The organism is Streptomyces sp. HUAS TT11, from assembly GCF_051553595.1.
In the GTDB taxonomy this organism is placed as follows: domain Bacteria; phylum Actinomycetota; class Actinomycetes; order Streptomycetales; family Streptomycetaceae; genus Streptomyces.
The window spans coordinates 2,255,178-2,279,497 of the sequence record NZ_CP196184.1; the positions used below are offsets into that span (position 1 = coordinate 2,255,178).

General features: G+C 71.5%; 20 protein-coding genes. 6 read left to right on the plus strand and 14 right to left on the minus strand.

All coding sequences use genetic code 11. The features are described from left to right. Positions 1-229 precede the first annotated feature (229 nt). Positions 230-505 (plus strand): DUF6480 family protein, encoded by a 276-nt coding sequence (locus ACSHXN_RS10185; protein ID WP_383352991.1) that lies wholly within the window; start codon positions 230-232, stop codon positions 503-505. A gap of 43 nt (positions 506-548) precedes the next feature. Here the strand turns inward: ACSHXN_RS10185 and ACSHXN_RS10190 are convergent, their stop codons facing one another. Continuing rightward, a complete protein-coding gene (locus ACSHXN_RS10190) occupies positions 549-1,211 on the minus strand; it encodes a response regulator transcription factor (protein WP_355128121.1) in 663 nt (220 codons plus the stop codon). Next, positions 1,208-2,311 carry a sensor histidine kinase gene (locus ACSHXN_RS10195; RefSeq protein ID WP_355128119.1) on the minus strand — a complete coding sequence of 368 codons (1,104 nt, stop codon included), beginning with the start codon at positions 2,309-2,311 and terminating at the stop codon, positions 1,208-1,210. Before ACSHXN_RS10195 ends, ACSHXN_RS10190 begins: the two co-directional genes overlap by 4 nt. 166 nt (positions 2,312-2,477) lie before the next feature. On the opposite strand from ACSHXN_RS10195, the gene ACSHXN_RS10200 reads away from it, so the two are divergent. Together ACSHXN_RS10200 and ACSHXN_RS10205 are read left to right on the plus strand one after the other, a co-directional pair. After that, the gene (locus tag ACSHXN_RS10200) at positions 2,478-3,506 is read left to right on the plus strand and encodes a carboxymuconolactone decarboxylase family protein (protein ID WP_355128117.1); all 1,029 of its coding nucleotides are present in this window, start codon (positions 2,478-2,480) and stop codon (positions 3,504-3,506) included. Positions 3,507-3,675: 169 nt separating this feature from the next. Beyond that, a complete protein-coding gene (locus ACSHXN_RS10205) occupies positions 3,676-4,374 on the plus strand; it encodes a hypothetical protein (RefSeq protein ID WP_355128115.1) in 699 nt (232 codons plus the stop codon). A gap of 24 nt (positions 4,375-4,398) precedes the next feature. Here ACSHXN_RS10205 and ACSHXN_RS10210 read toward each other — a convergent pair whose 3' ends face one another. The 9 genes from ACSHXN_RS10210 to ACSHXN_RS10250 all read right to left on the minus strand — a co-directional run bounded on the left by ACSHXN_RS10210 (position 4,399) and on the right by ACSHXN_RS10250 (position 15,588). After that, positions 4,399-5,925 carry an NCS1 family nucleobase:cation symporter-1 gene (locus tag ACSHXN_RS10210; RefSeq protein ID WP_356112041.1) on the minus strand — a complete coding sequence of 509 codons (1,527 nt, stop codon included), beginning with the start codon at positions 5,923-5,925 and terminating at the stop codon, positions 4,399-4,401. Positions 5,926-6,087: 162 nt separating this feature from the next. Then, positions 6,088-7,107, minus strand: a complete 1,020-nt coding sequence (locus ACSHXN_RS10215) for a TIGR03842 family LLM class F420-dependent oxidoreductase (RefSeq protein WP_356112043.1) — start codon at positions 7,105-7,107, stop codon at positions 6,088-6,090. An 11-nt stretch (positions 7,108-7,118) separates the two neighbouring features. Then, positions 7,119-8,522 carry a dihydropyrimidinase gene (gene hydA / locus ACSHXN_RS10220; protein WP_355128109.1) on the minus strand — a complete coding sequence of 468 codons (1,404 nt, stop codon included), beginning with the start codon at positions 8,520-8,522 and terminating at the stop codon, positions 7,119-7,121. 143 nt (positions 8,523-8,665) lie between these two features. Continuing rightward, positions 8,666-9,508: a nitrilase-related carbon-nitrogen hydrolase gene (locus ACSHXN_RS10225; RefSeq protein ID WP_355798083.1), complete on the minus strand. Its 843-nt coding sequence runs from the start codon at positions 9,506-9,508 to the stop codon at positions 8,666-8,668. A gap of 148 nt (positions 9,509-9,656) precedes the next feature. Beyond that, positions 9,657-11,216 (minus strand): PucR family transcriptional regulator, encoded by a 1,560-nt coding sequence (locus ACSHXN_RS10230; RefSeq protein WP_355128105.1) that lies wholly within the window; start codon positions 11,214-11,216, stop codon positions 9,657-9,659. A gap of 67 nt (positions 11,217-11,283) precedes the next feature. Then, entirely contained in the window at positions 11,284-12,567 is a 1,284-nt protein-coding gene (locus ACSHXN_RS10235) for an aspartate aminotransferase family protein (protein WP_355128103.1), read from the minus strand. Then, positions 12,564-13,406: a nitrilase-related carbon-nitrogen hydrolase gene (locus ACSHXN_RS10240; RefSeq protein WP_355128101.1), complete on the minus strand. Its 843-nt coding sequence runs from the start codon at positions 13,404-13,406 to the stop codon at positions 12,564-12,566. Before ACSHXN_RS10240 ends, ACSHXN_RS10235 begins: the two co-directional genes overlap by 4 nt. Before the next feature lie 184 nt (positions 13,407-13,590). Then, positions 13,591-15,129, minus strand: coding sequence for a hypothetical protein (locus ACSHXN_RS10245; protein WP_438302961.1), 1,539 nt, complete (start codon positions 15,127-15,129; stop codon positions 13,591-13,593). Positions 15,130-15,333: 204 nt separating this feature from the next. Then, complete coding sequence (locus tag ACSHXN_RS10250) at positions 15,334-15,588, minus strand: helix-turn-helix domain-containing protein (protein ID WP_355128097.1); 255 nt, start codon at positions 15,586-15,588, stop codon at positions 15,334-15,336. Positions 15,589-15,661: 73 nt separating this feature from the next. On the opposite strand from ACSHXN_RS10250, the gene map reads away from it, so the two are divergent. Both map and ACSHXN_RS10260 read left to right on the plus strand, forming a co-directional pair. Next, positions 15,662-16,450 (plus strand): type I methionyl aminopeptidase, encoded by a 789-nt coding sequence (gene map / locus ACSHXN_RS10255; protein WP_438302962.1) that lies wholly within the window; start codon positions 15,662-15,664, stop codon positions 16,448-16,450. A gap of 261 nt (positions 16,451-16,711) precedes the next feature. Beyond that, entirely contained in the window at positions 16,712-19,390 is a 2,679-nt protein-coding gene (locus ACSHXN_RS10260; RefSeq protein ID WP_438302963.1) for an ATP-dependent Clp protease ATP-binding subunit, read from the plus strand. A gap of 18 nt (positions 19,391-19,408) precedes the next feature. Here the strand turns inward: ACSHXN_RS10260 and ggt are convergent, their stop codons facing one another. After that, on the minus strand, positions 19,409-21,208 hold the full coding sequence (gene ggt, locus ACSHXN_RS10265; protein WP_361244415.1) for a gamma-glutamyltransferase: 1,800 nt from the start codon (positions 21,206-21,208) through the stop codon (positions 19,409-19,411). 401 nt (positions 21,209-21,609) lie between these two features. Between ggt and ACSHXN_RS10270 the strand changes: the two genes are divergently transcribed. Beyond that, on the plus strand, positions 21,610-21,849 hold the full coding sequence (locus ACSHXN_RS10270) for a hypothetical protein (RefSeq protein WP_355128089.1): 240 nt from the start codon (positions 21,610-21,612) through the stop codon (positions 21,847-21,849). Between the two features lie 178 nt (positions 21,850-22,027). Here the strand turns inward: ACSHXN_RS10270 and ACSHXN_RS10275 are convergent, their stop codons facing one another. Beyond that, positions 22,028-22,918, minus strand: coding sequence for a hypothetical protein (locus ACSHXN_RS10275; protein WP_438302964.1), 891 nt, complete (start codon positions 22,916-22,918; stop codon positions 22,028-22,030). 192 nt (positions 22,919-23,110) lie between these two features. Continuing rightward, complete coding sequence (locus ACSHXN_RS10280; protein WP_355128086.1) at positions 23,111-23,914, minus strand: HEAT repeat domain-containing protein; 804 nt, start codon at positions 23,912-23,914, stop codon at positions 23,111-23,113. Positions 23,915-24,320 lie beyond the last annotated feature (406 nt).

The following is a 24,320-nucleotide window of genomic DNA, read 5'->3' on the forward strand; positions in this document are numbered from 1 at the left end:
GCTGAGTGCACGCCTCGGTCGGTCCGATCGGCGTTCGGGAACCGTCCTGGGATCGGCCGGGAGGCCGGGGCCAGGACCTGCGTTCGCTTGATCACCGAGCAGGCTATCGACCGCGGCACGCCCCGTCTGCCCCGCCGTCGGCACGGAACCCGCGCCACCGCACCATCGAACTTTCCTTTTTATAGCGCTATGTCCGCTTGGCCGTCGATGGTGAGGGTATTCGGAGAGCATGAACCAGATGCACGGGACGAGCGGGACGGGCGGCGCCTGGGACCACCGCTACGGGGTGCCCGCCGCCGCGCCGTCATGGAGGCCCAGGGTCGAGCCGGGCGGCGTTCCGCCGGGCGAGACCCCGCCGGGCGAGAGCAGTGTCGAGGAGGCCGTTCCGCAGCAGGAGTACATGAGGAGCCGGGGCTGGGCCGCGGCGCCACTGACCGTGATCATGATCCTCGTGGTCCTGGTGGCCGGATTCTTCCTGGCCTACGCGATCGCGCTGATGGTGTGAGCACCGGTGCCGCCGGCACCGGCGGCCCTGCGCGCGCGGGGCATCACGCCTCGCGCGCCCGGACCAGACCCGACTCGTAGGCGAACACGACGAGCTGGGCGCGGTCGCGCGCACCCAGTTTGGTCATCGCCCGGCTGATGTGCGTCTTGGCCGTGAACGGGCTGATGACCATATGGGCGGCGATCTCCTCGTTGGTCAGGCCGCGCGCCGCCAGCGCCGTCACCTCGCGTTCGCGGCGGGTCAGGCACTCGAGGCCCGGGGCGGTGGAGCGGTCCGGTGGTCGCGAGACGAACTCGCCGATGAGGGTGCGGGTGACCGACGGGGACAACAGGGCGTCACCACGTGCCACCACCTCCAGGGCCCGGAGCAGATCCTCCGGTTCGGTGTCCTTCAGCAGGAAGCCGCTCGCGCCTGCCCGCAGCGCCTCGAAGACGTACTCGTCCAGGCCGTAGTTGGTCAGCATGACCACGCGGACGGAGGCGAGCACGGGATCCGCCGCGATCCGGCGGGTCGCCTCTATGCCCGTCATCACCGGCATCTGCACGTCGATCAGTGCGATGTCGGGTACCTCGGCACGCACCAGCGCGAGGCCCTGCTCGCCGTCGGCCGCCTCGCCGACCACCTCGATCCCCTCCTCGGCGTCCAGCAGCGCCCGGAAACCGGCCCGCATCAGCGCCTGGTCGTCGACGAGCGCCACGGTGATCATCCCGGTCCCCCGCTCGGCAGCCGCGCCAGCACCGAGAAGCCGCCCTGCGCGCGCGGCGCGGCGTGCAGGGTGCCGCCGAAGGCCGTGACGCGTTCCCGCATGCCCGTCAGGCCGGTTCCGGGCACCGGAGGGCGGGCCGGGTCGGCGGTGCCGTCGTCGTCCACCCGTACCGTCAACTCCCGTTCGCCGTAGTCGAGTCGCACGCTCACTCGCGCCGCTCCCGCGTGCCGCACGGCGTTGGTGAGGGCCTCCTGCACGATGCGGTACACGGCGCGGTCCATCGCAGCGCTCAAGGGCCGCTCCTCTCCGGTCACCGTGAGCTCGGCGGCGAGGCCCGCCGCTCGCGCCCGCTCCACGAGCAGGGCGGGCGAGCCGGCCCGTTCGTCGGTACGCAACACCTCAAGGGTGGCCCGCAGTTCGCGCATCGCCTCACCGCTCGCCTCCTGGATGGCCAGCAGAGCGGGCGGCACCTCCTCACCCCGCTTGCGGGCGAGATGGGCCGCGACTCCCGCCTGGAGCTTGACGATCGAGATACTGTGCGTGAGGGAGTCGTGCAACTCCCGGGCGATCCGCAGGCGTTCCTCGCCGGCACGGCGCCGCGCGGCCTCCTCCCGGGTGCGTTCGGCCTCCAGGGCGCGCTGCTCGGTCTGCCGCAGATACGCCTGCCAGTTGCGGTCGGCCAGACCCGTGACGACCGCGCACAGAAACCAGCCCGCGAGCAGCCCGGTCCGCTCCACCACGTCCTGGGCGGCGGGCCCCGTCGCCACGTACGCGGCGAGGAACACACCGCTCGCCACCGCCGCAAGGCCGCGGTGACCGGCACGGGCCGCGGTGTGCACGGCGCCCAGGACGGGCAGGGCGGCGAGCGGCCCCGGGTGGGCGTGCAGCACATAGGCCGACCCGGTCGACGTCGCCACGGCCAGCACCGCGAGCGGCGCCTCGCGGTAGCACGCCAGAGCCGCCGAGCCGAGGACGATCAGGGCGTAGTCGACGGCCGCGGTGTCCGCGCGAAAGGCGGCCGCGGTCACGACGAGAGCGCCGACCACGACCGCCAGGGCCGCGTCGGCGAGGCGCCTGCGTGTCACCGGGTGCCCGCCCATGTCCGCACAGTAGACCGCCCCGACGGCCCGGGCGTCCGCCCTGTGGACGGCTCCGCCGCTACTCCCGGTGCAGTAGTGCCCCGGAGGACCGGGCCGGGCGTCTCACCCGCGGATGCCTTCGGCCGTACGACGACCGCGGGCACCCCGGGAGCGCAGGCTGCTGCCCATGTCCACACCCTTCCGCTACACCCGACCCACGCCGGCCAGGTCGGCCACCGGACGCGTCGCCGAGGTCTACGAGCAGATCTCCCGGGACTTCGGCATCGAACGCCCGCCCACCTTCGTGGTCCTCTCCTCGGCGCCCGAGATCCTCGTCCCGGCCTGGGCGCTGCTGCGCGAGTCGCTGATCGCGGGCGCCGGCAGCCGCACCGGCAAGGAACTGGCCGCCCTCGGAGTCTCGCTCGCCAACAAGTGCCCGTTCTGCGTGGACGCGCACACCATGCTGCTGCACGCCACGGGCGACCACGCGCTCGCCGAGCGACTGGCGCGCGGGGAGCGTCCGAAGGACGAGGAGCACGCGCGCCTGCTCGACTGGGGGCGGGCGACCCGCGTCCCGGGCACCGATCCGATGCCGTACCCGTTCCCCCGGGAACACGCCCCCGCCTATCTGGGCACCGTGCTCGCCTTCCACTTCATCAACCGGATCGTCTCCGCGCTGCTGACCGAACAGCTTCTGCCGTGGAACGCCCAGCGGCTGCGGGCGGTGCGGAGCGTCGCCGGACGCGCGGTCGGCAGGACCGTGCGGAGGCGGGCCGTGCCCGGCGCGGCGCTGTCCCTGCTCGGTGATCCCGGGCCGGCTCCGGCCTGGGCGGCCGATACCTGCGTCGGCCCCGCCTACGCGGCACTGCGCTCGGCCGCCCGGGGGTCGCACCGGGCGGCGGGCGAGGACACCGGCCTCCTCGGCGCCGAGGACCGGGACCTCGTGCGGGAGGCCCTGCGGTCCTGGGACGGATCGCACCCGCCGCTCGCCCTGGACGGGGTGCCGGACCGCCGTGAACGGCCCGCCGCGCGGCTCGCGATCCTGGCGGCCCTCGCCCCGTACCGCATCACGGACGACGACATCGCCGCCTGGCGGCTCCCCGAGCACACCGACCGTTGTCTTGTCCGCGTCGTCGCCTACGGGGCCTTCGCCGCCGTCGACCGGATCGAGAGCGCACTGCCCCTGCCGGCGACGGGAGAAACCGCGCACACATAAAGGGCACACCATGGCAAGGGCCCCAGGAACTCACGGCCCGTCAACAGCCGACGCTGTCACCGCATGAGCACGGAGCGAGTTCGCCCTTCCGCACCACAGTCAGTCATGTGACACTGGCGTCCCGTCCGCAGTGTGGACCCCACTCCGCACCGTCCCCACGAGAGCGCCCGTGCAGTCTCTTCCTCTGCCGCTCGCCCTGACCGCGCGCCTGCTGCCGGTCGCCGTACTCGCCTCGGCGGGTTGGGCCCTGTCGTCCGGGCCCCTGGCCGCCGCCCCGGCCACCGACCAGAAGTCCGCGCAGGGGGGTCAGAGCACGCACAACACCCAGAGCGGCGGGAGCGGCAACGCCTCCGCGCCCGCGACGGAGGCCGCCGCCAAGACCTACACGTCGGCGCCCACGCCGTGCGGCGGTGTGTCCGTCAAGACGATCCAGTCGCTCGTTCCCGGCGCCAAGACGGCCGGGAAGGAGATCCCTTCGACGGACAAGTCCATCAGGCGCACCTGTTCCTGGAACGCGCTCAAGGGCTACGACTACCGCTGGCTCGACGTGTCCTTCGAGATCACGGACTCGCAGGAGCAGGCGAAGAAGTCCTACACCCAGCGCACCACGGAGAAGAGCGGTGGCGGGGCGGTCCCCGGTCTCGGTGACGCCGCCTACTCGGTGGTCAACCTCACCACCGAGGACAAGCAGCAGACCCGCGAGGGTGTGGTGCTGGTCCGTATGGCCAATGCACTGGTGTCCATCACGTACAACGGCAGCGACTTCGAGTCGAAGAAGGCACCCAGCACGGACGAGATCAACAAGGGCGCCATCAAGGCCGCGAAGGACGCGGTGGCCGCGCTTCAGGGCGGTCAGAAGCAGGGCTGACCGCCCTTCGCGCGCCGGCCGGCGTCAGGCCGCGGCCCGCTCCCGGCCACGCAGCAGCATCAGCAGCAGGTACAGCGTCATCGAGGTGCCCAGGCCCACCGCCCAGCCGTAGTCGGCGAGGGGCGACAGGGCCGGGATCGGACGGCCGTCGACCAGCGGATGAAAGTCCGCGCCGCCGATGGCCAGCACACCGCCGACCACGAAGGCGACGACGGCCCGCCAGTTCCAGCCGCCGCTGTACCAGTACCGGCCGCCCCGTCGGTAGAGGTCGGCGAGGTCGAGGGAGCCGCGGCGCAGGATCCAGTAGTCGGCGATGAGGATGCCCGCCACCGTGCCGAGCAGGCCCCCGACGAGACCGAGCCAGGTGAAGATGTAGCCCTGCGGATCGGAGTACAGCTTCCACGGGAAGATCAGCACGGCGAGCACGGAGGTGACGAGGGCACCGGTGCGGAAACTGATCTTCCGGGGGGCGACGTTGGAGAAGTCGAACGCGGGCGAGACGAGGTTCGCCGCGATGTTCACCGAAAGGGTCGCCACCAGCACGGTCACCAGCGCGTAGAGCAGACCGACCACGTTGTCCGTCTTGGCGGCCAACTGCACCGGGTCCCAGACCGGCTGGCCGTACACCGCCTGCGAACCCGAGGTGACCAGCACCGACAGGAACGCGAACAGCGTCATCGTGGTCGGCAGGCCGAGCGCCTGGCCCCAGGTCTGGGCCTTCTGGCTCTTGCCGTAGCGCGTGAAGTCCGGGATGTTCAGCGACAGTGTGGACCAGAAGCCGATCATGCCCATGAGCGAGGGCCAGAACAGTTTCCAGAAGTCGCCGCCCCAGCCGAGCTTGGAGGGCTGGTCGAAGAGCGGGCCGAGGCCGCCCGCCTTGTTGCTCATCCACACCAGCATCACGAAGGCGCCGACGAGCACGAAGGGCGCCGCCCAGTTCTCGAAGCGGCGGATGGTCTCCATGCCCCGGTAGATGATGGCGACCTGGATCACCCAGAAGATCGCGAACGACAGCCACATGGTCCAGGCGTACCCGCCGACCTTCGAGGCGTTCGCCCAGCTGTCGCCGATGAGCTTCCCGGCGAGGAAGTAGATCGCCTCACCGCCGATCCAGGTCTGGATGCCGAACCAGCCGCATGCGACCAACGCCCGTACCACGGCGGGCAGGTTGGCGCCGCGCACGCCGAACGAGGAGCGGGCGAAGACCGGGAACGGGATGCCGTACTTGGGTCCCGCATGACCGGTGAGCAGCATGGGGATCAGCACGATCACATTGGCCAGGGCGATGGTGAACACCGCCTGCTTCCAGTCCATGCCGACGGCGATCAGACCGGAGGCCAGGGTCCAGGACGCCGTGTTGTGGGCCATCCCGACCCACAGCGCGGAGAAGTTGTACGTGTTCCACGTCCGTTTGCCGACGGGGACGGGCAGCAGGTCCTCGTTGGCGTACGGACCGCTCGGCGGCGGGGAGCCCGGAGCGAACTCCACACGCCCGTCGGCGAGGGTGACTTGATCGGACATCGGTGGGGCCGGAGGAGCGGTGTCGGTCATGGGCAGGCCAATCATGAGACGGGACGGGAAAGGCCGTGCGGGCGGCTGCGCCGATGGGGGGTGCGCCCCAAAACCACGGGGAACGGAGCGTCCTGGGCCCCCTTCCCGGGGGAGCGGGAAGGGGGCGAGCGGAGAGGAACGAACGGAAGGGAGCCGGCTCCCTCAGGCGTTGACGGCCGGGATGACCCGGCTGCCGTACGCGTCGATGACGGCTTCCTGGGCGTCGTGCATGTCGTACAGGGCGAACTGGTCGACGCCCAGCTCGCGCAGTGCGGTCAGCTTCTCGACGTGCCGCTCGGCGGGGCCGACGACACAGAACCGGTCGACGATCTCGTCGGGCACGAACTGGGTGTCGGGATTGCCGCTGCGCCCGTGGTGGGCGTAGTCGTAGCCCTCACGGGCCTTGATGTACGCGGTGAGTTCATCGGGTACGGCGCCCGAGTGCTCGCCGTACTTGGCGACGAGATCCGCGACGTGGTTGCCGACCATGCCGCCGAACCAGCGGCACTGCTCACGGGCGTGGGCGAGCGCCGCCGGCGAGTCGTCCTCGGTGACATACGCCGGGGCGGCGACGCAGATCTTGACCTGGGACGGGTCGCGCCCGGCGGCCGCGGCCGCGTCCTTCACCGCCTTGACCATGTACTCGGTCAGGTAGAGGTCCGCGAGCTGGAGGATGAAGCCGTCCGCCTCCTCTCCGGTCATCTTCAGCGCCTTGGGACCGTACGCGGCCATCCAGACCGGGAGTTCGGCGCCCGGCCTGATCCATGGGAACTTGATCACCGTGCCGCCGAGATCGGCCTCTTCGCCACGGCCCAGCGCCCGGATCACCTTCATGGCCTCGCTGATGCGGGCCAGCGTGTTCGGCTTGCGGCCCGCGACCCGCATCGCCGAGTCGCCGCGTCCGATGCCGCAGATCGTGCGGTTGCCGAACATGTCGTTGAGCGTGGCGAACGTGGAGGCGGTGACCTCCCAGGTGCGCGTGCCGGGGTTCGTCACCATCGGCCCGACCGTCAGCTTCCGGGTGTTCGCCAGGATCTGGCTGTAGATCACGAACGGTTCCTGCCACAGCACGGCCGAGTCGAAGGTCCAGCCGTAGCGGAACCCGTTGCGCTCGGCGCGCTTCATGAGGCTGACGACTCTCGAGGCCGGCGGATCGGTCTGCAGGACGAGTCCGAAGTCCATGTGCGCCACTCCTAGTTGAGGTACTGACAGGTGGAGCGGGGGGTGTAGACGCCGTGTCCGGCGCGTCCGGTGAACTCCCGCTCGGTGATGACGGGTTCGCCACGCGAGAGGACGGTCTCGACCCGGCCGGTCGTACGCCTGCCCTCGTACGCCGAGTAGTCGACGTTCATGTGGTGCGTCTCGGCGGACATGACCTGTTCGGCGTGCGGGTCGTAGATGACGACGTCCGCGTCCGCGCCCGGGGCGAGGGTGCCCTTCTTCGGGTACAGGCCGAACATCCGCGCCGGGGTGGCGCAGGCGATCTCGATCCAGCGGCGGCGGGAGATGTGCCCGTCGACGACGGCCTGGTGGAGCAGGTCCATGCGGTTCTCGACGCCCGGCATTCCGTTGGGGATCTTGGAGAAGTCGCCCCGGCCCAGCTCCTTCTGGCCCACGAAGCAGAAGGGGCAGTGATCGGTGGAGACCACCTGGAGGTCGTTCGTGCGCAGCCCCTTCCACAGGGCCGCCTGGTGCTCCTTGGGCCGCAGCGGGGTCGAGCACACGTACTTCGCCCCCTCGAAGTCCGGCTCGGCCAGGTTGTCCGTGGACAGGAAGAGGTACTGGGGGCAGGTCTCGCCGAAGACGTCGAGCCCCTCGTCGCGCGCCCGGATCAGCTCGGCCACGGCCTCCTGCGCCGAGACGTGCACGATGTACAGCGGCGCGCCCGCGACCTGGGCGAGCTTGATGGCGCGATGGGTCGCCTCGGCCTCCAGCAGGGCCTTGCGGACCTCGCCGTGGTAGCGGGGGTCGGTCTCGCCGCGGGCGAGCGCCTGCTCGACCAGCACGTCGATCGCGATGCCGTTCTCGGCGTGCATCATGATCAGGCCGCCGTTCTCGGCGGAGCGCTGCATGGCACGCAGGATCTGCCCGTCGTCGCTGTAGAAGACGCCCGGGTAGGCCATGAACTGCTTGAAGGAGGTGACGCCCTCCTCGACCAGCAGGTCCATCTCCTTGAGCGTCTCCTGGTTCACATCGGAGACGATCATGTGGAACCCGTAGTCGACGGCGCAGTTGCCCTCCGCCTTGGCGTGCCAGGCGTCCAGGCCCTCGCGCAGCGAGTGGCCGACGCTCTGCACGGCGAAGTCGATGATCGTGGTCGTCCCGCCCCAGGCGGCCGCCCGGGTGCCGGTCTCGAAGGTGTCGGAGGCGAAGGTGCCGCCGAACGGCAGCTCCATGTGGGTGTGGGCGTCGACGCCGCCCGGGATCACGTACTTGCCGGTGGCGTCGATGGTCCGCTCGGCCGTGAAGGCCTCGGCGGCCGGGGTGCCGGTCGCGGCGAGGGCGGCGATGCGGCCCTCCTCGATCAGGACGTCGGCGTGGATCTCGTCGGACGCGGTGATGACGAGGCCACCGCGGATGACGGTACGGCTGCTCATGCTCCCTGTGCTCCCTTACCTGCGTGGACGCTCCGCTGGGATGCGGTCGGTTTCTGCGGGTTGTCTGTGGCTGGTCGCGCGCACGCGGCGGAGCCGCATGGTGGTGCTCCGCGCCCCGGGCAGGGGCGCGGGACCTCCCTCCGTCACGGAGCGGTCAGCGGCCCGTACGCCCCCGGCGCCCGGTCCCGGTAGAACTGCCAGCGGTCGCGTACCTCCCGCAGCTTCGCCGGATCGAGGTCGCGCACGACGAGTTCGCTCTCCTTGTCGCTCGCCACCTCGCCGACGAACTGCGCCTCGGGGTCCACGAAGTACGAGGTCCCGTAGAAGTCGTTGTCGCCGAGTTCCTCGACGCCCACGCGGTTGATCGCGCCCACGAAGTACTCGTTGGCAACGGCCGCCGCCGGCTGCTCCAGCTGCCACAGATAGCCGGACAGACCGCGGGAGGTCGCCGACGGGTTGAACACGATCTCGGCACCGGCGAGCCCCAGCGCCCGCCAGCCCTCCGGGAAGTGGCGGTCGTAGCAGATGTACACGCCGATCCTGCCGACCTTGGTGTCGAAGATCGGCCAGCCCGAGTTTCCGGGCCGGAAGTAGAACTTCTCCCAGAAGCCCTTCACCTGCGGGATGTGCGTCTTGCGGTACTTGCCGAGGTACGAGCCGTCGGCGTCGATCACCGCGGCGGTGTTGTAGAGGACCCCGGGCTGCTCCTCCTCGTACATGGGCAGGACCAGCACGATGCCCAGCTCCTTCGCCAGCGCCTGGAAGCGCCTGACGATCGGGCCGTCCGGAATCCGCTCGGCGTACGCGTAGAACGCCGGGTCCTGGACCTGGCAGAAGTACGGCCCGTAGAACAGCTCCTGGAAACACAGCACCTGAGCACCCTGCGCCGCCGCATCGCGCGCCGCCTGCTCGTGGACCTGGATCATCGATTCCTTGTCGCCCGTCCAGGCGGTCTGGAAGAGGGCGGCACGGATCACTCTGCTCATCGGGACCTCCGGTCGCTCGGTGTGCGGCGAGCCTAGGAAGTCCGGGGAGCCGGTTTGAGTTGCACCGTGTCACGTCTGCGGACGCCGGGCGTTCCACGGTGTCACCCCGGTCCGCGCACACGGGTTTCCCGCACTTCTCCACGGCGTTTCACCTCTGTTGGGCGTCGTGCGCGAGCAGCGCGATGTGCACGGACGCCGCCTGTTCGAAGTCGTCCAGGTCGACTCCGAGACACGCCTGGATGGCTTCCAGCCTGCGATAGAGAGCCGGTCGGCTGACGTGGTGGAGCTGGGCGGTACGGGACTTGTTGCGGCCGGTGGCGAGATACGTCCGCAGCACGGGCAGCAGTTCCTGTTCGGCTTCACGTCCGCGCAGCAGCCCGTCCAGTTCCCGCTCGGCGAAGGACTGGACATGGGGGTCGTCGCGCAGCAGCCGGACCAGACCGCGCAGATGGACGTCCCTGAGTCGCACCACGGGCGGCAGGTCGAGTGCGGCGGAGTGGTCCGCGACCGCGTCGGCGACGTGCCGGGCCTCGCGCAGCCCTTCGGGCACCTCCTCCCAGGCGGCGCGCGCGTCGGCCGCGGCGACGACCGTCCCGCCCGCCTGGTGCTCCGTCCGCAGCCGGGCGGCGAAGTGCGCGGTCAGCGCCTCGGCGTCCTGGTCGCGGGCGAGACTCAGCAGCACGGCGGCGGCCCCGTCGGCCAGTTCCGCGACGAGTCCGGGCAGCCCCAGCAGCCGCAGGACGCGGTCGAGGTGGACCGGGTCGCCGTCGCGGACGACAAGGGGGACGAAGGTGCGGCGGTTGACCGGCAGTCCGGCCGCGCGGGCTCGCGGCAGAAGCTGGCGGGCCGGTACGGCCCCGGAGACGAGGTCCGTCAGCAGACCCCGTGCGGACTGCTCCTCCCAGGAGTGCGCGGAGCCGTGGAGCATCCGGTGCAGGACCAGGGCCTCGGCCCCGCGCTCGGCGAGGAGGCGTCCGATCGGGTTGTCGCCGCGGTAGCCGCACAGCACGATGCGTCCCCAGCGCTCGCCGCGACCGCTCAGCTCGGCGCGGACCCAGCCGTCGCCCTCGCTGCCGCCGGCCTGCCGCGCGATGCGTTCCCAGTCGCGCAGCACGTCGTCGACGGCGGACCGCTCCCCCGCCGTGGCGAGCACCCGGTGGGCGAGGTTGGTGAGGATCACGGGGCAGCCGGCGTGCACCGCGATCTCGTCGAGCAGCCCCTGGAGCGGGGCGCAAGCGGTGATCAGGCCGGTCAGGGCCGTGCGTACGGACTCCGACAGGCTCACCGCCGCGAACTTCCGCCGCACCAGCCGGGACTGGACCTCCTCGGTCAGTTCGGCGAAGGGGAAGGGGCGGTGCAGGACCACCATGGGCAGCCCGCAGCGCTCGGCGGCCCGGCGCATCACGTCCGGGGGAACGGGGAAGGCGCGGCCGAGTCCGAGGACCACGGCCGCGGCCTCCGCACGGTGCAGGGACCGGATGTACTCGGTCTGCTTGTGCTCGTCACCGGCGAGCAGCACCCCGGTGGTGAGGACCATCTCCCCACCGCTGAGCATCACCCCGACATCGGGTGCCTCCGCGACGTGCACCCAGCGCACCGGCCGGTCGAGGTGTCCGGCGCCGGCCACCACCTCGGGCTCTCCGGCGAGCACCCGGTCCAGCGTGAGGACCTGGCGTACCGACAGGGCGGGTTCCAGGGCGGTGGCCATGGCTGTCTTCCCTTGCTCTGGATCTACCGAAGGCACCTCGGGACGGCGCTGTCGAGGAGACGGGTCGTCACTGGACGCTCCTGAGGGCGCGTTCGAGGATCGCGGCGCCCTCCTCGGCCTCCGCGACGGTGAGCGTGAGCGGCGGGGCGATACGCAGCACACTGGTGTTGTGCCCACCGCCCTTGCCGATCAGCAGGCCCTCCGCGCGGGCCGCCTCGAGCACGGCCGCCGCCGCGTCCGGGTGGGCCTCGTCGGTGCCGGGGCGCACCAGTTCCACGCCGATCATCAGACCGCGGCCCCGCACCTCCCGTACGACGGGCAGCTGTGCGGCGACGGCCCGCAGCCGCTCGATGAGCAGTCCGCCGACACGCCGGGCGTTGCCCTGAAGGTCGTGCTCGAGCAGGTACGAGAGATTGGCGAGCCCCGCCGCCATGGTGATCTGGGTGCCGCCGAACGTCGAGATGGAGTTGGCGTCCAGGCAGTTCATGATGTCGGCCCGGGCGACGACACCGCCGATGGACATGCCGTTGCCGATGCCCTTGGCGAAGGTGAGGATGTCCGGCGGCCCGCTGCGGCCATGTGCCTGCCAGCCCCAGAAGTTGTCGCCGGTGCGGCCCCAGCCGGTCTGCACCTCGTCCGCGATCCACAGGATGCCGTGCTCGTCGAGGACCTCGCGGAAGGCCGCGTAGAGCCCGTCGGGCGGTGAGGTGAAGCCGCCGACGCCCTGGATCGGTTCGGCGATCAGCGCCGCGGGCAACCGCGTGTGCCCGAGCAGGTCCTTCAGGTCCGCGACACAGGCCGCGATGAAGTCGGCGTCGCTCAGGTGGGCGAACGGACCGCGGGTGCGGACGCCTCCGTGGACGTACAGGGTCTGCAGCGGTGACAGCGAGGTGGGCGACCAGCCGCGGTTGCCGGTGATGCCGACCGCGCTGAAGGAGCGGCCGTGGTAGCTGTTGCGCATGGCCAGGATCTGGTTGCTGCCCCGGTAGGTGGTCGCCAGCAGCAGCGCGGTGTCGTTGGCCTCGGTGCCGGACGTGGTGAAGAAGACACGCGCGTCCGGGATGCCCGACAACTGGGCGATGCGCTCGGCGAGTTCTACCATCGGCCGGTTGAGGTAGAGGGTCGAGGAGTGCAGGATCCGCCCGGCCTGCTCGGTCACCGCCTTGGTGACCTCGGGCAGGGCGTGCGCGGTCATCGTGGTGAGGATGCCGCCGAAGAAGTCGAGGTACCTCCTGCCGTCGTCACCCCAGACATGGCGGCCCTCGCCGTGGGTGATCTCCAGCGGGTCCTTGTAGTAGAGGGCGAGCCAGTCGGGCAGGACGGCCTTGTGGCGGGCGTACAGGTCACTCACGGCTTCACCAGTCCTTCGTACGCGTCGGGGCGGCGGTCGCGGTAGAACGCCCACTGCTGCCGCACCTCTTCGATGAGGTCGAAGTCGAGATCCCTCACGACGAGTTCCTCCTCCTTGTCGTCGGCGACCTCCCCCACGAACTGCCCACGGGGATCGACGAAGTAGCTCGTGCCGTAGAAGTCGTTGTCGCCGTACTCCTCCCGGCCCACGCGGTTGATCGCGGCGACGAAGTACTCGTTGGCGACGGCTGCCGCGGGTTGCTCGAGCTGCCAGAGGTAGGCGGACAGACCGCGGGAGGTGGCGGAGGGGTTGTAGACCAACTGCGCGCCGTTCAGACCGAGTTGCCGCCAGCCTTCCGGGAAGTGGCGGTCGTAGCAGATGTACACGCCGACCTTGCCGACCTTGGTGTCGAAGACGGGCCAGCCGAGGTTGCCCGGCTTGAAGTAGTACTTCTCCCAGAAGCCCTTGACCTGGGGGATGTGGTGCTTGCGGTACTTGCCGAGGTAGGTGCCGTCCGCGTCGATCACGGCGGCGGTGTTGTAGTAGAAGCCGGACTGCTCGACCTCGAAGACGGGGACGACGATCACCATGCCGGTCTCCCGCGCCAGCTCCCGCATACGGGTGACCGTGGGGCCGTCGGGCACGGGCTCCGCCCAGCGGTAGTGCTCCGGTTCCTGGACCTGGCAGAAGTAGGGGGCGTTGAAGACTTCCTGGAAGCCGATGATCTCCGCACCCATGCGGGCCGCCTCGCGGGCGTGCTCCACATGTTTGGCGATCATGGATTCGGTGTCACCGGTCCAGGTCGCCTGGACCAGTGCGGCGCGTACGACGTGGGCCATGATGCCGCTCCTTTGCCTGTTGTCCTCGCGGGGACGTCAGAGCCTCTACGCCCGTAGACACAGGTGGTAGAGGGTCGAACGTAAGCCCCTGCGACGGCCTTGCCAAGACCATCGTCGTCAACCCGCTGAGTCGATCACGTTTCGCACTCCTTGCGGGTGAGTGGTCGGATTGTCGGCGGGCCGCTCAGGTGGTGAATCCGGCGACCCTGAGGGCGTGCACGAGATCGCGGTGCAGCGCGTCGGAGACGCCCCGGGCCGCGTCGAGGAGGAGCGGCACGAGCCGCTGCGGGTCGGCCGACGCGCAGCGGACCGCCTCCTCCGGAACACGGATACGTACGTACGCATCCAGAAGGGCGCGGACCTCGCGGTGCCGGCCGTCGGCGCCCAGTGCGAGGAGGGCCTCGCCGATCTCGGCCGGGGGGCGTACGACCCCTTGGCGCAGCACCTGTTCGGCGTCCGCGGTGCGGCCCGCGACGGTGAGTGCGTCGGCCACGGCGACCAGGTCGGCGGCCGGCAGTGAGGCGGCCTCCCACAGCAGGGTGGTCCAGTCGGCGTCGAGGCCCGCGCGGTGCAGCGCGGCGGCGAGGTCCGGGTAGCGGGCGACGGGCCAGTGGGCGGCCTCGACGAGCAGGGCGTGCGCCTCTCCGGTGCGGCCCTCGGCGCGCAACCGCGCGAGCGCCGCGACGGTCTCCTCGATGATCCGCCGGTCGGACTCGCCGGCGGGCTCCCGGGGCGGCTCGCCCACCCCCGCGGACTCGACGTCGGCGGCCCCGGCTCCGGCGAAGCGGGCGCCTCGGGGGCCGCGACGGCTCGTGGGGGGCGTGGGCGCGGCGGGCGCGGCGCCCCCGGATGCCTCCTGGACACCCAGCACCCCGGCGAAACGGGCACTGCCACGCGGGCGGCGCCCGGCCCACCGCCCACCGGCGGCCTCGGGGGCGCGGGCGGGCTCCTCGAGGTCATGGGTGCGTTCCCCGGCGGATTCCGCCGACGGCCGAAGGACGCCGTGCGGAGCGCTCGGGCCGCCGTCACCACCGCCGTCCGGCCCGGCGGGACCGCCGCCCTCCCTCCCCTCGGGGTCGCCGCCCGCCGGCCCCGGTGCGGTCCGGCCGGCCGGTCCGCGGGAACCGAGGCCGGGCCCTTCGTCCCGGCGAGCGACCGTTGCCCGCGCCTGCGGCTCCCGCTGGGCGTCCCCCGCGGGTTCCGCACGGAAGTCCGGTCCACCCCGCTCCCGGGGACCCGGGACGCGTGCGTCGAGGGCTTCCATGCGCCGGCGGAGCTCCGCGCACCGGGCCGTGGCACGTTCGTGGTCGTCCTCGGCCCAGGCGAGATCGAGGCGGAGCGACTCGGCCTCCTCCCGGGTGCCGGCCGACTCCAGCAGACGTCGCAGCTCCGCCTGGCGCCCGGCCGCGTAACGCTGCTCGCGCAGCCGCCCGTCGAGCCGGGCGGTGAGTTCGTCCCGGCCGCCGGGCCGGGCGTCGAACGCGGCGAGCGAGGCGCCGTGCAGAGCCTGCGCCCGCTTCGCCTCCAGTGCGGCGGCCCGGGTTCCCCAGACCCCGGCGAGGTCGTGCAGCAGCGACTCCACGACGTCCCACGGCGGCACATCCCGGCCCTCCAGACAGGACCGCATCCCCTGGGGATCACGCCGCCAGAACACTCCGCACCAGCCGCCGCCCTGATCGAGCCTGGATACGAGCTCCTGTAGGTAGTCCGCGAACTCCCTCACTCGAACAGGGAGTTGATCCACCGCCATCGTCCAGCTCCCGCCCGAGTGGAGTACCCCGATGCGGTAGGCAACACCAGTAGTGTTACGGCCGCGCTACAGAGAGTTTTCCGGACCGGCTCGGACCCCTCCGGGAGCGCGTCCCCCGGCTGTGCACACCCGCGCCGACCGGCGCCCGGCCGCCCGCCCGAGGGCCGCCTCTCCCGCTCAGGCCGCTGCGATCAGCGCGCACTGCCCGACGATGTCGTCCAGCGACAGCCCGAGCACCCGGGCGAGAGCGGCGACGGTGAAGAACGCCGGGGTCGGCGCACGTCCCGTCTCGATCTTGCGCAGGGTCTCGGCGGAGATACCGGCACCCGCGGCCACCTCCGCCATACTGCGGGACCCGCGGGCCTCGCGCAGCAACAGCCCGAGCCGCTCGCCGCGTTCGTGCTCTTCAGGGGTCAACGGGTTGCGCACCATGCGCCCATTCTAATACCGGTGCCCCACCGTGCGACCGGTATAGTAATTGGGATCCTGCGGTATAGTAATTGGCATGGTGGAACTCAAGACAGACCCGTCGATCGACGCCATGCACGCAGCCGGGCAGGTCGTCGGCCGGGCCCTCACGGCGGTACGGAACGCCGCCGGCGTCGGCGTCTCCCTGCTGGAACTGGACGAGGTGGCCCACGGGGTGCTGCGCGAGGCGGGTGCGAGCTCGCCGTTCCTCGGCTACCGGCCCTCCTTCGCGCCCACCCCCTTCCCCGCGGTCATCTGCGCCTCCGTGAACGACGCGATCGTGCACGGGATCCCGGACGGCTACCGGCTGCGTGACGGCGACCTGGTGTCCGTCGACTGCGGTGCCGAACTGGACGGCTGGGCCGGCGACTCGGCGATCAGCTTCGTCGTGGGCAGGCCCCGGCCCGAGGACCTGCGGCTGGTCGAGACCGCGGAGCGGGCACTCGCGGCCGGCATCGGGGCGGCCGTCGTCGGCAACCGCATCGGGGACATCGCACACGCGATCGGCTCGGTGTGCCGGTCGGCCGGGTACGGCATCATGGACGATTTCGGCGGGCACGGTGTGGGACGCAGGATGCACGAGGATCCCCCGGTCCCGAACGAGGGCCGCCCCGGCCGCGGGCTCCGGCTGCGCCACGGCATGGTCCTGGCCATCGAGCCCATGCTCATCGGCGGCGGCACGGACACCTACCACGCGGCCCCCGACGGCTGGACCCTCCGCACGAACGACGGCTCCCGCGCGGCCCACACCGAACACACGGTGGCGATCACGGACGCGGGACCGCGCATCCTGACAGCCCGCGAGGAACACGCCCCGGGCGGGTGAGGCCCGGGGCGGGGTACCGCCCGCGGGCCGTGCCGTCCCGCCGCGTGACGCGACCGGCCCCGACGGCCCACGGCTCCGCCCCGCGGCCGGTGCCCGGACCGCACGTCCTGCTGGACATGCCGCCCGGGAGCGTTCGTGTCATCGTGGTACGTGCGCCGGGGGCGCCCACAGGTGTAACCGGGCCCCGCCCGGGCACCCGGCACCGGCACGTCGATCAACGAGCGTGTCCCGGGCCCCGCCGGGACGCCGGAACGGATGGCCATGACCAGCGGGTTCAACGGTCCGCAGGGCTACGGCTCGGACCCCTTCGCAGAGTTCTTCTCACGAATCTTCGGCGGACAGCGTCCCGGTCCCCGGCAGATCGACCTCGGCCGGCTGCTGAGCGAGCCGGCCCGGCAGCTGGTGGTCGGGGCGGCGCAGTACGCCGCCCAGCACGGCAGTCGCGACCTCGACACCCAGCACCTGTTGCGCGCCGCGCTCTCCGCCGAACCGACCAGGAGTCTGCTCACCCGCGCCGGAGCGGATCCCGACTCGCTGGCGACGGAGATCGACCAGCGCTCCGGTCCGGCCCAGGGCCCGGGCGACGTGCCTCCGCCCACCTCTCTGTCGCTGACGCCCGCCGTCAAACGCGCCCTGCTGGACGCCCACGAACTGGCCCGGGCGAGCGGCACCGGTTACATCGGCCCCGAGCACGTGCTCAGCGCCCTGGCGGCCAACCCGGACTCGGCCGCCGGGCACATCCTCCACTCCGCGCACTTCGCGCCGCCCGGCCCGGCCCCCGAGACCGGGGAAACCGCGCAGGCGCGCCCGGAGCGGCCGCGCCCCAGCCCCACTCCCACCCTGGACAAGTACAGCCGCGACCTCACCGCCCTCGCCCATCAGGGGCGGATCGACCCGGTGATCGGACGGGACGACGAGATCGAGCAGACCATCGAGGTGCTGTCCCGGCGCGGCAAGAACAACCCGGTCCTCATCGGTGACGCGGGTGTGGGCAAGACCGCCATCGTGGAGGGACTCGCCCAGCACATCACCGACGGCGACGTACCCGACATCCTGTGCGGCCGGCGGGTCGTCGCCCTGGACCTGACCGGCGTCGTCGCCGGCACCCGCTACCGCGGTGACTTCGAGGAACGGCTGAACAACATCGTCGGCGAGATCCGGTCGCACTCCGACGAACTGATCGTCTTCATCGACGAGTTGCAGACCGTCGTCGGCGCCGGGGGCGGCGGCGCGGAAGGCGCGTCCATGGACGCGGGCAACATCCTCAAGCCCGCCCTGGCCCGCGGTGAACTGCACGTCGTGGGCGCCACCACACTGGAGGAGTACCGCCGCATCGAGAAGGACGCGGCGCTGGCCCGCCGCTTCCAGCCGATCCTGGTGCCCGAGCCGTCCGTCACCGACGCCATCGAGATCCTGCGGGGGCTGCGCGACCGCTACGAGGCCCATCACCAGGTCCGGTACACCGACGAGGCGCTGGTGGCGGCCGTGGAGCTGTCCGACCGCTATCTCACCGACCGCCATCTGCCGGACAAGGCGATCGACCTGATCGACCAGGCGGGCGCCCGGGTGCGGCTGCGTGCGCGTACGAAGGGCACGGACGTGCGGACCATGGAGCGCGAGGTCGAGCAGCTGACCCGGGACAAGAACCAGGCGGTGGCCGACGAGCAGTACGAGCAGGCCACACAGCTGCGCGACCGCATCACCGGACTCAAGGAGCGGATCGGGCAGGCCTCCGGCGACACCGAGGCCGACGAGGGGCAGCATCTGGAGGTGACCGCCGAGGCCATCGCCGAGGTCGTCTCGCGGCTCACCGGTGTCCCGGTCAGCCGGCTCACGGAGGAGGAGAAGGAACGGCTGCTCGGGCTGGAGCAGCACCTGCACCAACGGGTCATCGGGCAGGACGAGGCGGTCGGCGCGGTCTCCGACGCGGTGCTGCGCTCGCGCGCCGGTCTGTCCAGCGCCGAGCGGCCGATCGGCAGCTTCCTCTTCCTCGGCCCGACCGGCGTCGGCAAGACCGAGCTGGCCCGCGCGCTCGCCGAGGTGCTCTTCGGCAGCGACGAGCGCATGGTGCGGCTGGACATGAGCGAGTACCAGGAACGGCACACCGTGAGCCGTCTGGTGGGCGCCCCGCCCGGGTACGTGGGCCACGAGGAAGCGGGCCAGCTCACCGAGGTCGTACGGCGCCACCCGTACTCCCTGCTGCTGCTGGACGAGGTGGAGAAGGCCCACCCGGACGTCTTCAACATCCTGTTGCAGGTCCTCGACGACGGCAGGCTCACCGACGCCCAGGGCCGCACGGTGGACTTCACCAACACCGTCATCGTGATGACCAGCAACCTCGGTTCCGAGGCGATCACCCGCCGCGGCGCGGGCATCGGGTTCGGGCCGGGCGGCGTCGATGCGGACGAGGAGGCGCGCCGTGAGCAGATCCTGCGGCCGCTGCGGGAGCACTTCAGGCCGGAGTTCCTCAACCGCATCGACGAGATCGTGATCTTCCGGCAGCTGACCGCCGAGCAACTGCGGCGCATCACCGATCTGATGCTCGACAAGACACGGCGCATGCTTCAGGCCCAGGACATCGACGTCTCCTTCACCGACGGGGCCGTCGACTGGCTGGCGCAGCGCGGCTTCCAGCCGGAGTACGGCGCCCGGCCGCTGCGCCGCACCATCCAGCGGGAGGTCGACAACCAGCTGTCCCGGTTGCTGCTGGACGGCCGGATCGAGCGGGGCGGCGCGGTCGTGGTGGACACCGAGGAGGGACGGCTCGCCTTCCGGGCGGAGCCGCCCACCCGCCGGGAGCCGGCCGTCGCTCCCGTGGAACGCGGTGCACAGGACGGCCCCGGGGAGCCCGGTGGGGACGCCGGCGGTATGACCCCTCCGACGGTGCAGGGCGGTGAGACGGCCCGCCCCGAAGGGAACGGGACCGGCCGTCCCGAGTGAGAGCCGCGCGACGGCCGGTTACGGCGCCGGGGACACGACCATGGCCGACCCTCCGCCGCGCCGCACCTTCTCGGCGGCTGCCAGCCACTTTCCGCCCGGCAGCCGCTGCACCCCGGTCGTGGCACCGATCTCCGGGTTCAGCGTGAAGGAGTGCCCGATCGCCTCCAGCTGCGCCCGCAGCTCGCTGTTGTAGAGGGCGGGTTCGAGTTCCGTCTTCGCGGCGTTGCGCTGGCTGGCACGTGGCGCGGCGATGGCGTCCACCAGCGGCAGGTGCCGGTCGAGGAACCCGGTCAGGGTCTGGAGGACCGTCGTGATGATCGTCGCGCCGCCGGGCGAGCCGAGCGCCACGACCGGCTTGCCGGCCTTGTCGAGCACGATGGTCGGCGAGATCGAGGAGCGCGGCCGCTTGCCGGGGCCCGGCAGGTTCGGGTCGTGGACGGCCGGGTTGGCGGGCGTGAAGGAGAAGTCGGTCAGCTCGTTGTTGAGCAGGAAGCCCCGGCCCGGGACGGTGATGCCGCTGCCGCCGGTCTGCTCGATGGTGAGCGTGTAGGAGACGACGTTGCCCCACTTGTCGGCGACGGTCAGATGCGTGGTGTTCTCCCCCTCGTACGTCGTCGGGGCCGCCTTGCCCGCGGTGCCGCAGGCCGCCGGGTGGCGCGGGTCGCCGGGTGCGAGCGGGCTGGTGAGCACCGCGTCGTCCTTGATCAGGCACGCCCGTGAATCGGCGTACTTCTGCGACAGCAGCCCGTCCGTCGGCACGTTCTCGAAGGCGGGGTCGCCGACCCAGCGCCCGCGGTCGGCGAAGGCGATACGGCTCGCCTCGATGAAGTGGTGCAGGTACTGCACCTGGCTCGCCTTCGACAGGTCCGTCCGCTCGAGGATGTTCAGGGCCTCGCCCACCGTCGTGCCGCCGGAGGAGGACGGCGCTATGGAGTAGACGCCGAGACCGCGGTACGAGGTCTTCGTGGGTGCCTGGAGCTTGGCCCGGTAGGCCGCGAGGTCCCGTGCGGACAGCGCGCCCGGGCGGGCGTTCCAGCCGGAGGCGGGGTCCACCGGGGGCTTGTTCACGGTGGCGACGATGTCCTCGCCGAGGTCGCCGTGGTAGATCGCGCCTATGCCCTTGCGGCCCAGTTCCTCGTAGGTGCGCGCGAGCTCGGGGTTCTTGAAGGAGGAGCCGACGACGGGAAGCTGCCCGCCCGGCAGGAACAACTTGGCCGTGTCCGGGAAGTACCGGAAACGGGTCTCGTTGGACGCGGTCTGCGAGCGGAAGGTGTCGTCGACCGTGAACCCCCGGCGTGCGATCCGCTCGGCCGGCTCGAGGACCCTGCCGAGACGCTCGGTGCCCCATTCGTCCAGGGCCTTCTGCCAGGTGGCGGGCGTGCCGGGAGTACCGACGCTCAGGCCGCTGCTGACGGCGTCGGCGAAGGCTAGCGCCTTGCCGTTCTCCACGAAGAGCTGGGAGTTGGCGCTCAGCGGGGCCGTCTCGCGGCCGTCGATGGTGTGCACCGACCTGGTCCTGGCGTCGTAGTAGACGAAGTAGCCGCCTCCGCCGATGCCCGCCGAGTACGGCTCGGTGACGCCGAGTGCGGCCGCGGTGGCCACGGCCGCGTCGACCGCGTTGCCGCCCTTCCTGAGGACCTCGACACCGGCGGCGGTGGCGTCCGCGTCGACGCTCGCGACGGCGCCGCCGTAGCCCACGGCCACGGGCACCTTTCCGGGGGCCGGGCGGGCGGTTCCCGGCGGCGCCGCCGCTCCCACCGACACCACAGCGGCCGAGACCGCCAACACCGCCAGTTTCCGTGCGACAGGGCGACGCATTCGCACCTCCAGTGGACGACCGTCCACGCAGCGTAACCGTATTGCCATGGTCCCGTCAGTCCCATCGAACACCGCTTGCCGCGGGCCCGCCACCATGCGTACCCGTGAACGACGCGGTGCGCGGTCCGGCCAACACCGTCCGGACGGCGCGTGATCGGCGCGAACGGCGAGGTGGGAACGAGGATGCGCGAGGCCTCGCGGCTGCGGCCGCTGGGGTGAACGGCCCGCCGTGGAGCGCGGTCGAGAGCGGCGGACGTCTTGGTCGCGGTCCGGTACGTACTCCGCTCCCGGGTCTGTGACGAGCCGTTGGCGGTCTGTTCAACTCGCGGCGGTACCAAGGCCGTAGACCTTCGGACGCGGGGCCGGCCCGCGTCTTGGGGCTCGATCTCACGGGGGATGGCATGAGGGCGAATCGCAGGACCGCACTCGCCGGGGCGGCGGTCGTGGGCATGCTGGTACTTGCCGGCTGCGCCGACCGCAGCGAGGTCGTCACCTGGACCGACGAGCACGGCAGGGTCTGCACGGGCGTCGCCGTGGTCGACTCGGACGACGGCGACCGCGAGGTCACCAGCATCGACTGCGACTATCCCCCCGAGGGCCGGACTCCGGGTCCCACGACATGGAAACCGCTGCCGGGCTGAACCGCGGGGCACGTTCTTCCTCGCGAAGGGCCGCTCGCGGGACCGCCGCCGAGCGCGGCGGTCCCGCGCCCCAGAACCCTGATGTCTGCGGCCTGTTGACGTCCGCGTCCTTCAGCGGGTGACTCCGTCCGACGTGGACCCGGGACCGTTCGCCGGGCCACGGGCTGCGGCCGGTCGCTCAGCAGTCGTAGCGGTGAACCGTGGGCCAGGTCGGGCAGGTGCGGCAGACGAGGACATAAACGCCTCCGCAGTCACCCATGATCATCCCGTGGCTGTTGTCCTCCAACTCCGGGTTGTCCGAGACTTCCCAGCCACAGCCGGGACGGGTGCGCTCCTCGACCGGGAGCCAGCGGCCGCACGATTCGCTCGCCGAGATCGTCAGCAGATGTTCCATCCGGGAGCCGCAGGTGCAGTGGGGCCAGTTCGGCGACTGCGTCCAGCCGGGGTATCCGCCGATCTTGCTCTGCTGGGTGGTGAAGGCGTCGTAGTAGGAGATGCCACAGGACTCCTGCACCTGCTCGCTCCACTCGCCCACGCGCTCGGTCAACTCCGCGGGCATGTCCTGGTTCGGATACTCCACGGTCTCGGTGGGGTGCACCACACAGATGCGTGGGATCCACTCGTCGTCGAACTCGTAGGGGCGTGGGGGCTTGAACAGCGGTGGCCGCTCCGCCAGGTCGGCGGACGAGCGCCAACGGAGCACGGGCACCGGCGAATACTGGTCGTGTTCGGAGTGGACCAGGGGGCACCACAGCACTTGGAGCATGTCCGTACCGGTTGGGAACACCAGGGCCGGGACATCACGCGCGAGGAGCTGCAGCACGGGCACCATGGCGACCGGGTCCGGACCGGCGACCGCGCAGCCGCGGGCAGGGTTGAAGTGGTCGGGCGCGGCACACGTCGGCCAGAGCTCGTCGGCGGGCCAAAGAAGCGGTCCACCCAGCGAGCTTTCATCCCGTGCGGGGTTGCCGACACGCGGATACAGCACGGTGGTGGCCCGCGCGAGCGGCACGAGTTCCGGAAACTCTTCCGCGATATCGAGCGGTGCCGGCGGAATGGTGAAACTCATGATCGCCTCCAGACCGGCGGAGCATAACGCGGCCGACCGACACCGTCGGAGGCGACCTGATCGGTCGGGTTCAGGCCTGGTGGCCTCTGCCGGAGCCCTGCAAGCGGGGCGTGGTGGCAGACGCATTCACGTGGCCCGGCTGGGTCGCCTCAAGGGTGCGCCCACGCGGTCACGGTTCCCAGGGGTCGGCGATCACGGCGACTCACGGACGGCCTCCACCGCGTCCCGGACGTCCGGGTGCGGGTCGTGGGCGAGTTCGTCCAGCAGCTCAGCCACCCCTGGGGTGGACCAGTGGGCGACCGCCCACACGAGTTCCTCCCGTACGCCGGGGTCGGGGTGGGCGGCAAGGCGGGACAGTCGGGCAAGCGGGCCCCGTCGACGCATGCCGAACCAATGCAGCGCCTCCCGCAGCACGGCTGGGTCTCCGGGGTCGCCGGCCGCCGCGACCCTGGCGAGCAGTACGGCGGCCGGTGGCGGCGGTCCGTCCGACGGATGCGGCGACCGTTCACGCAGGCGCCGCGCCCCGTACCCTCCCCTCACCCGGCATCCGAAGCAGGTGCAGGGGCGGACGCCGTGCGCATCCGGCCGGTACCGCCAGCCCACGACCTGTGGCGCGGTGCGGACCCGGTGCACTTCCGACGGCCGGATCGCCCGAGGTACAAACACCTCCCACCCGCGCGGGTCGTCCAGTGCGACGATCCGCCGCACCGCCTCGGCCGCGGGGACGGCGGACCGGGCCTCCCGTGTCCGGTCCGCGTAGTGCCGGACCAGTACGTGCTGCTCGTCGTCCAGCCGTATGTGGACGGCCGCAAGTCCTCCGCGGGTGCCGAAACGGGCCAGTTCGCGCAGCCATTGATGGGTGAGCGGGTACGACGGCAGCACCGGAAAGCAGTACACCCCTCGCGCCCCGACTTCTCCCCGGCCGGCTGCCCGGATACCCGACCGCCGGATGCGCGGTACGTTCGCCGCCGAAGTCAAGTGCACGAACATCGCCATGACCGGGCATGTTAACCGCCCTGTTCCACTGGATCCTCAGGGTGAGACAGGAAGAGCCCGACATCCTCGGGGACCCCGAGTCGCACGCCGTTGCGCCGCCCTGTACGTCCAGGCCGGCGATCCGCTGACGTCGCCGCATCCGCCGCGGCCCGTCACCGGCAAGGACACCGGTCAGCGCCCATGCCTCCATCGCCTCGACCGGCGCGCGGGCCCTCGCACGGATCGACGGCCGCGGCGTACCCGCTGCGGCCGACCACCGTCGCCCGGACGGTTCGTCCCGTCCAGGAGGAGTCGGCCGTGATCGTCAGGCGACAGGGTCGGCGCCTTGCGCTCTGTTTGCGCCCGAATCTCGTAGTGCGCCTGGTGAGCGGTCGCACGGAAGGCCTCCTCGTACGAGGCCAGGGCA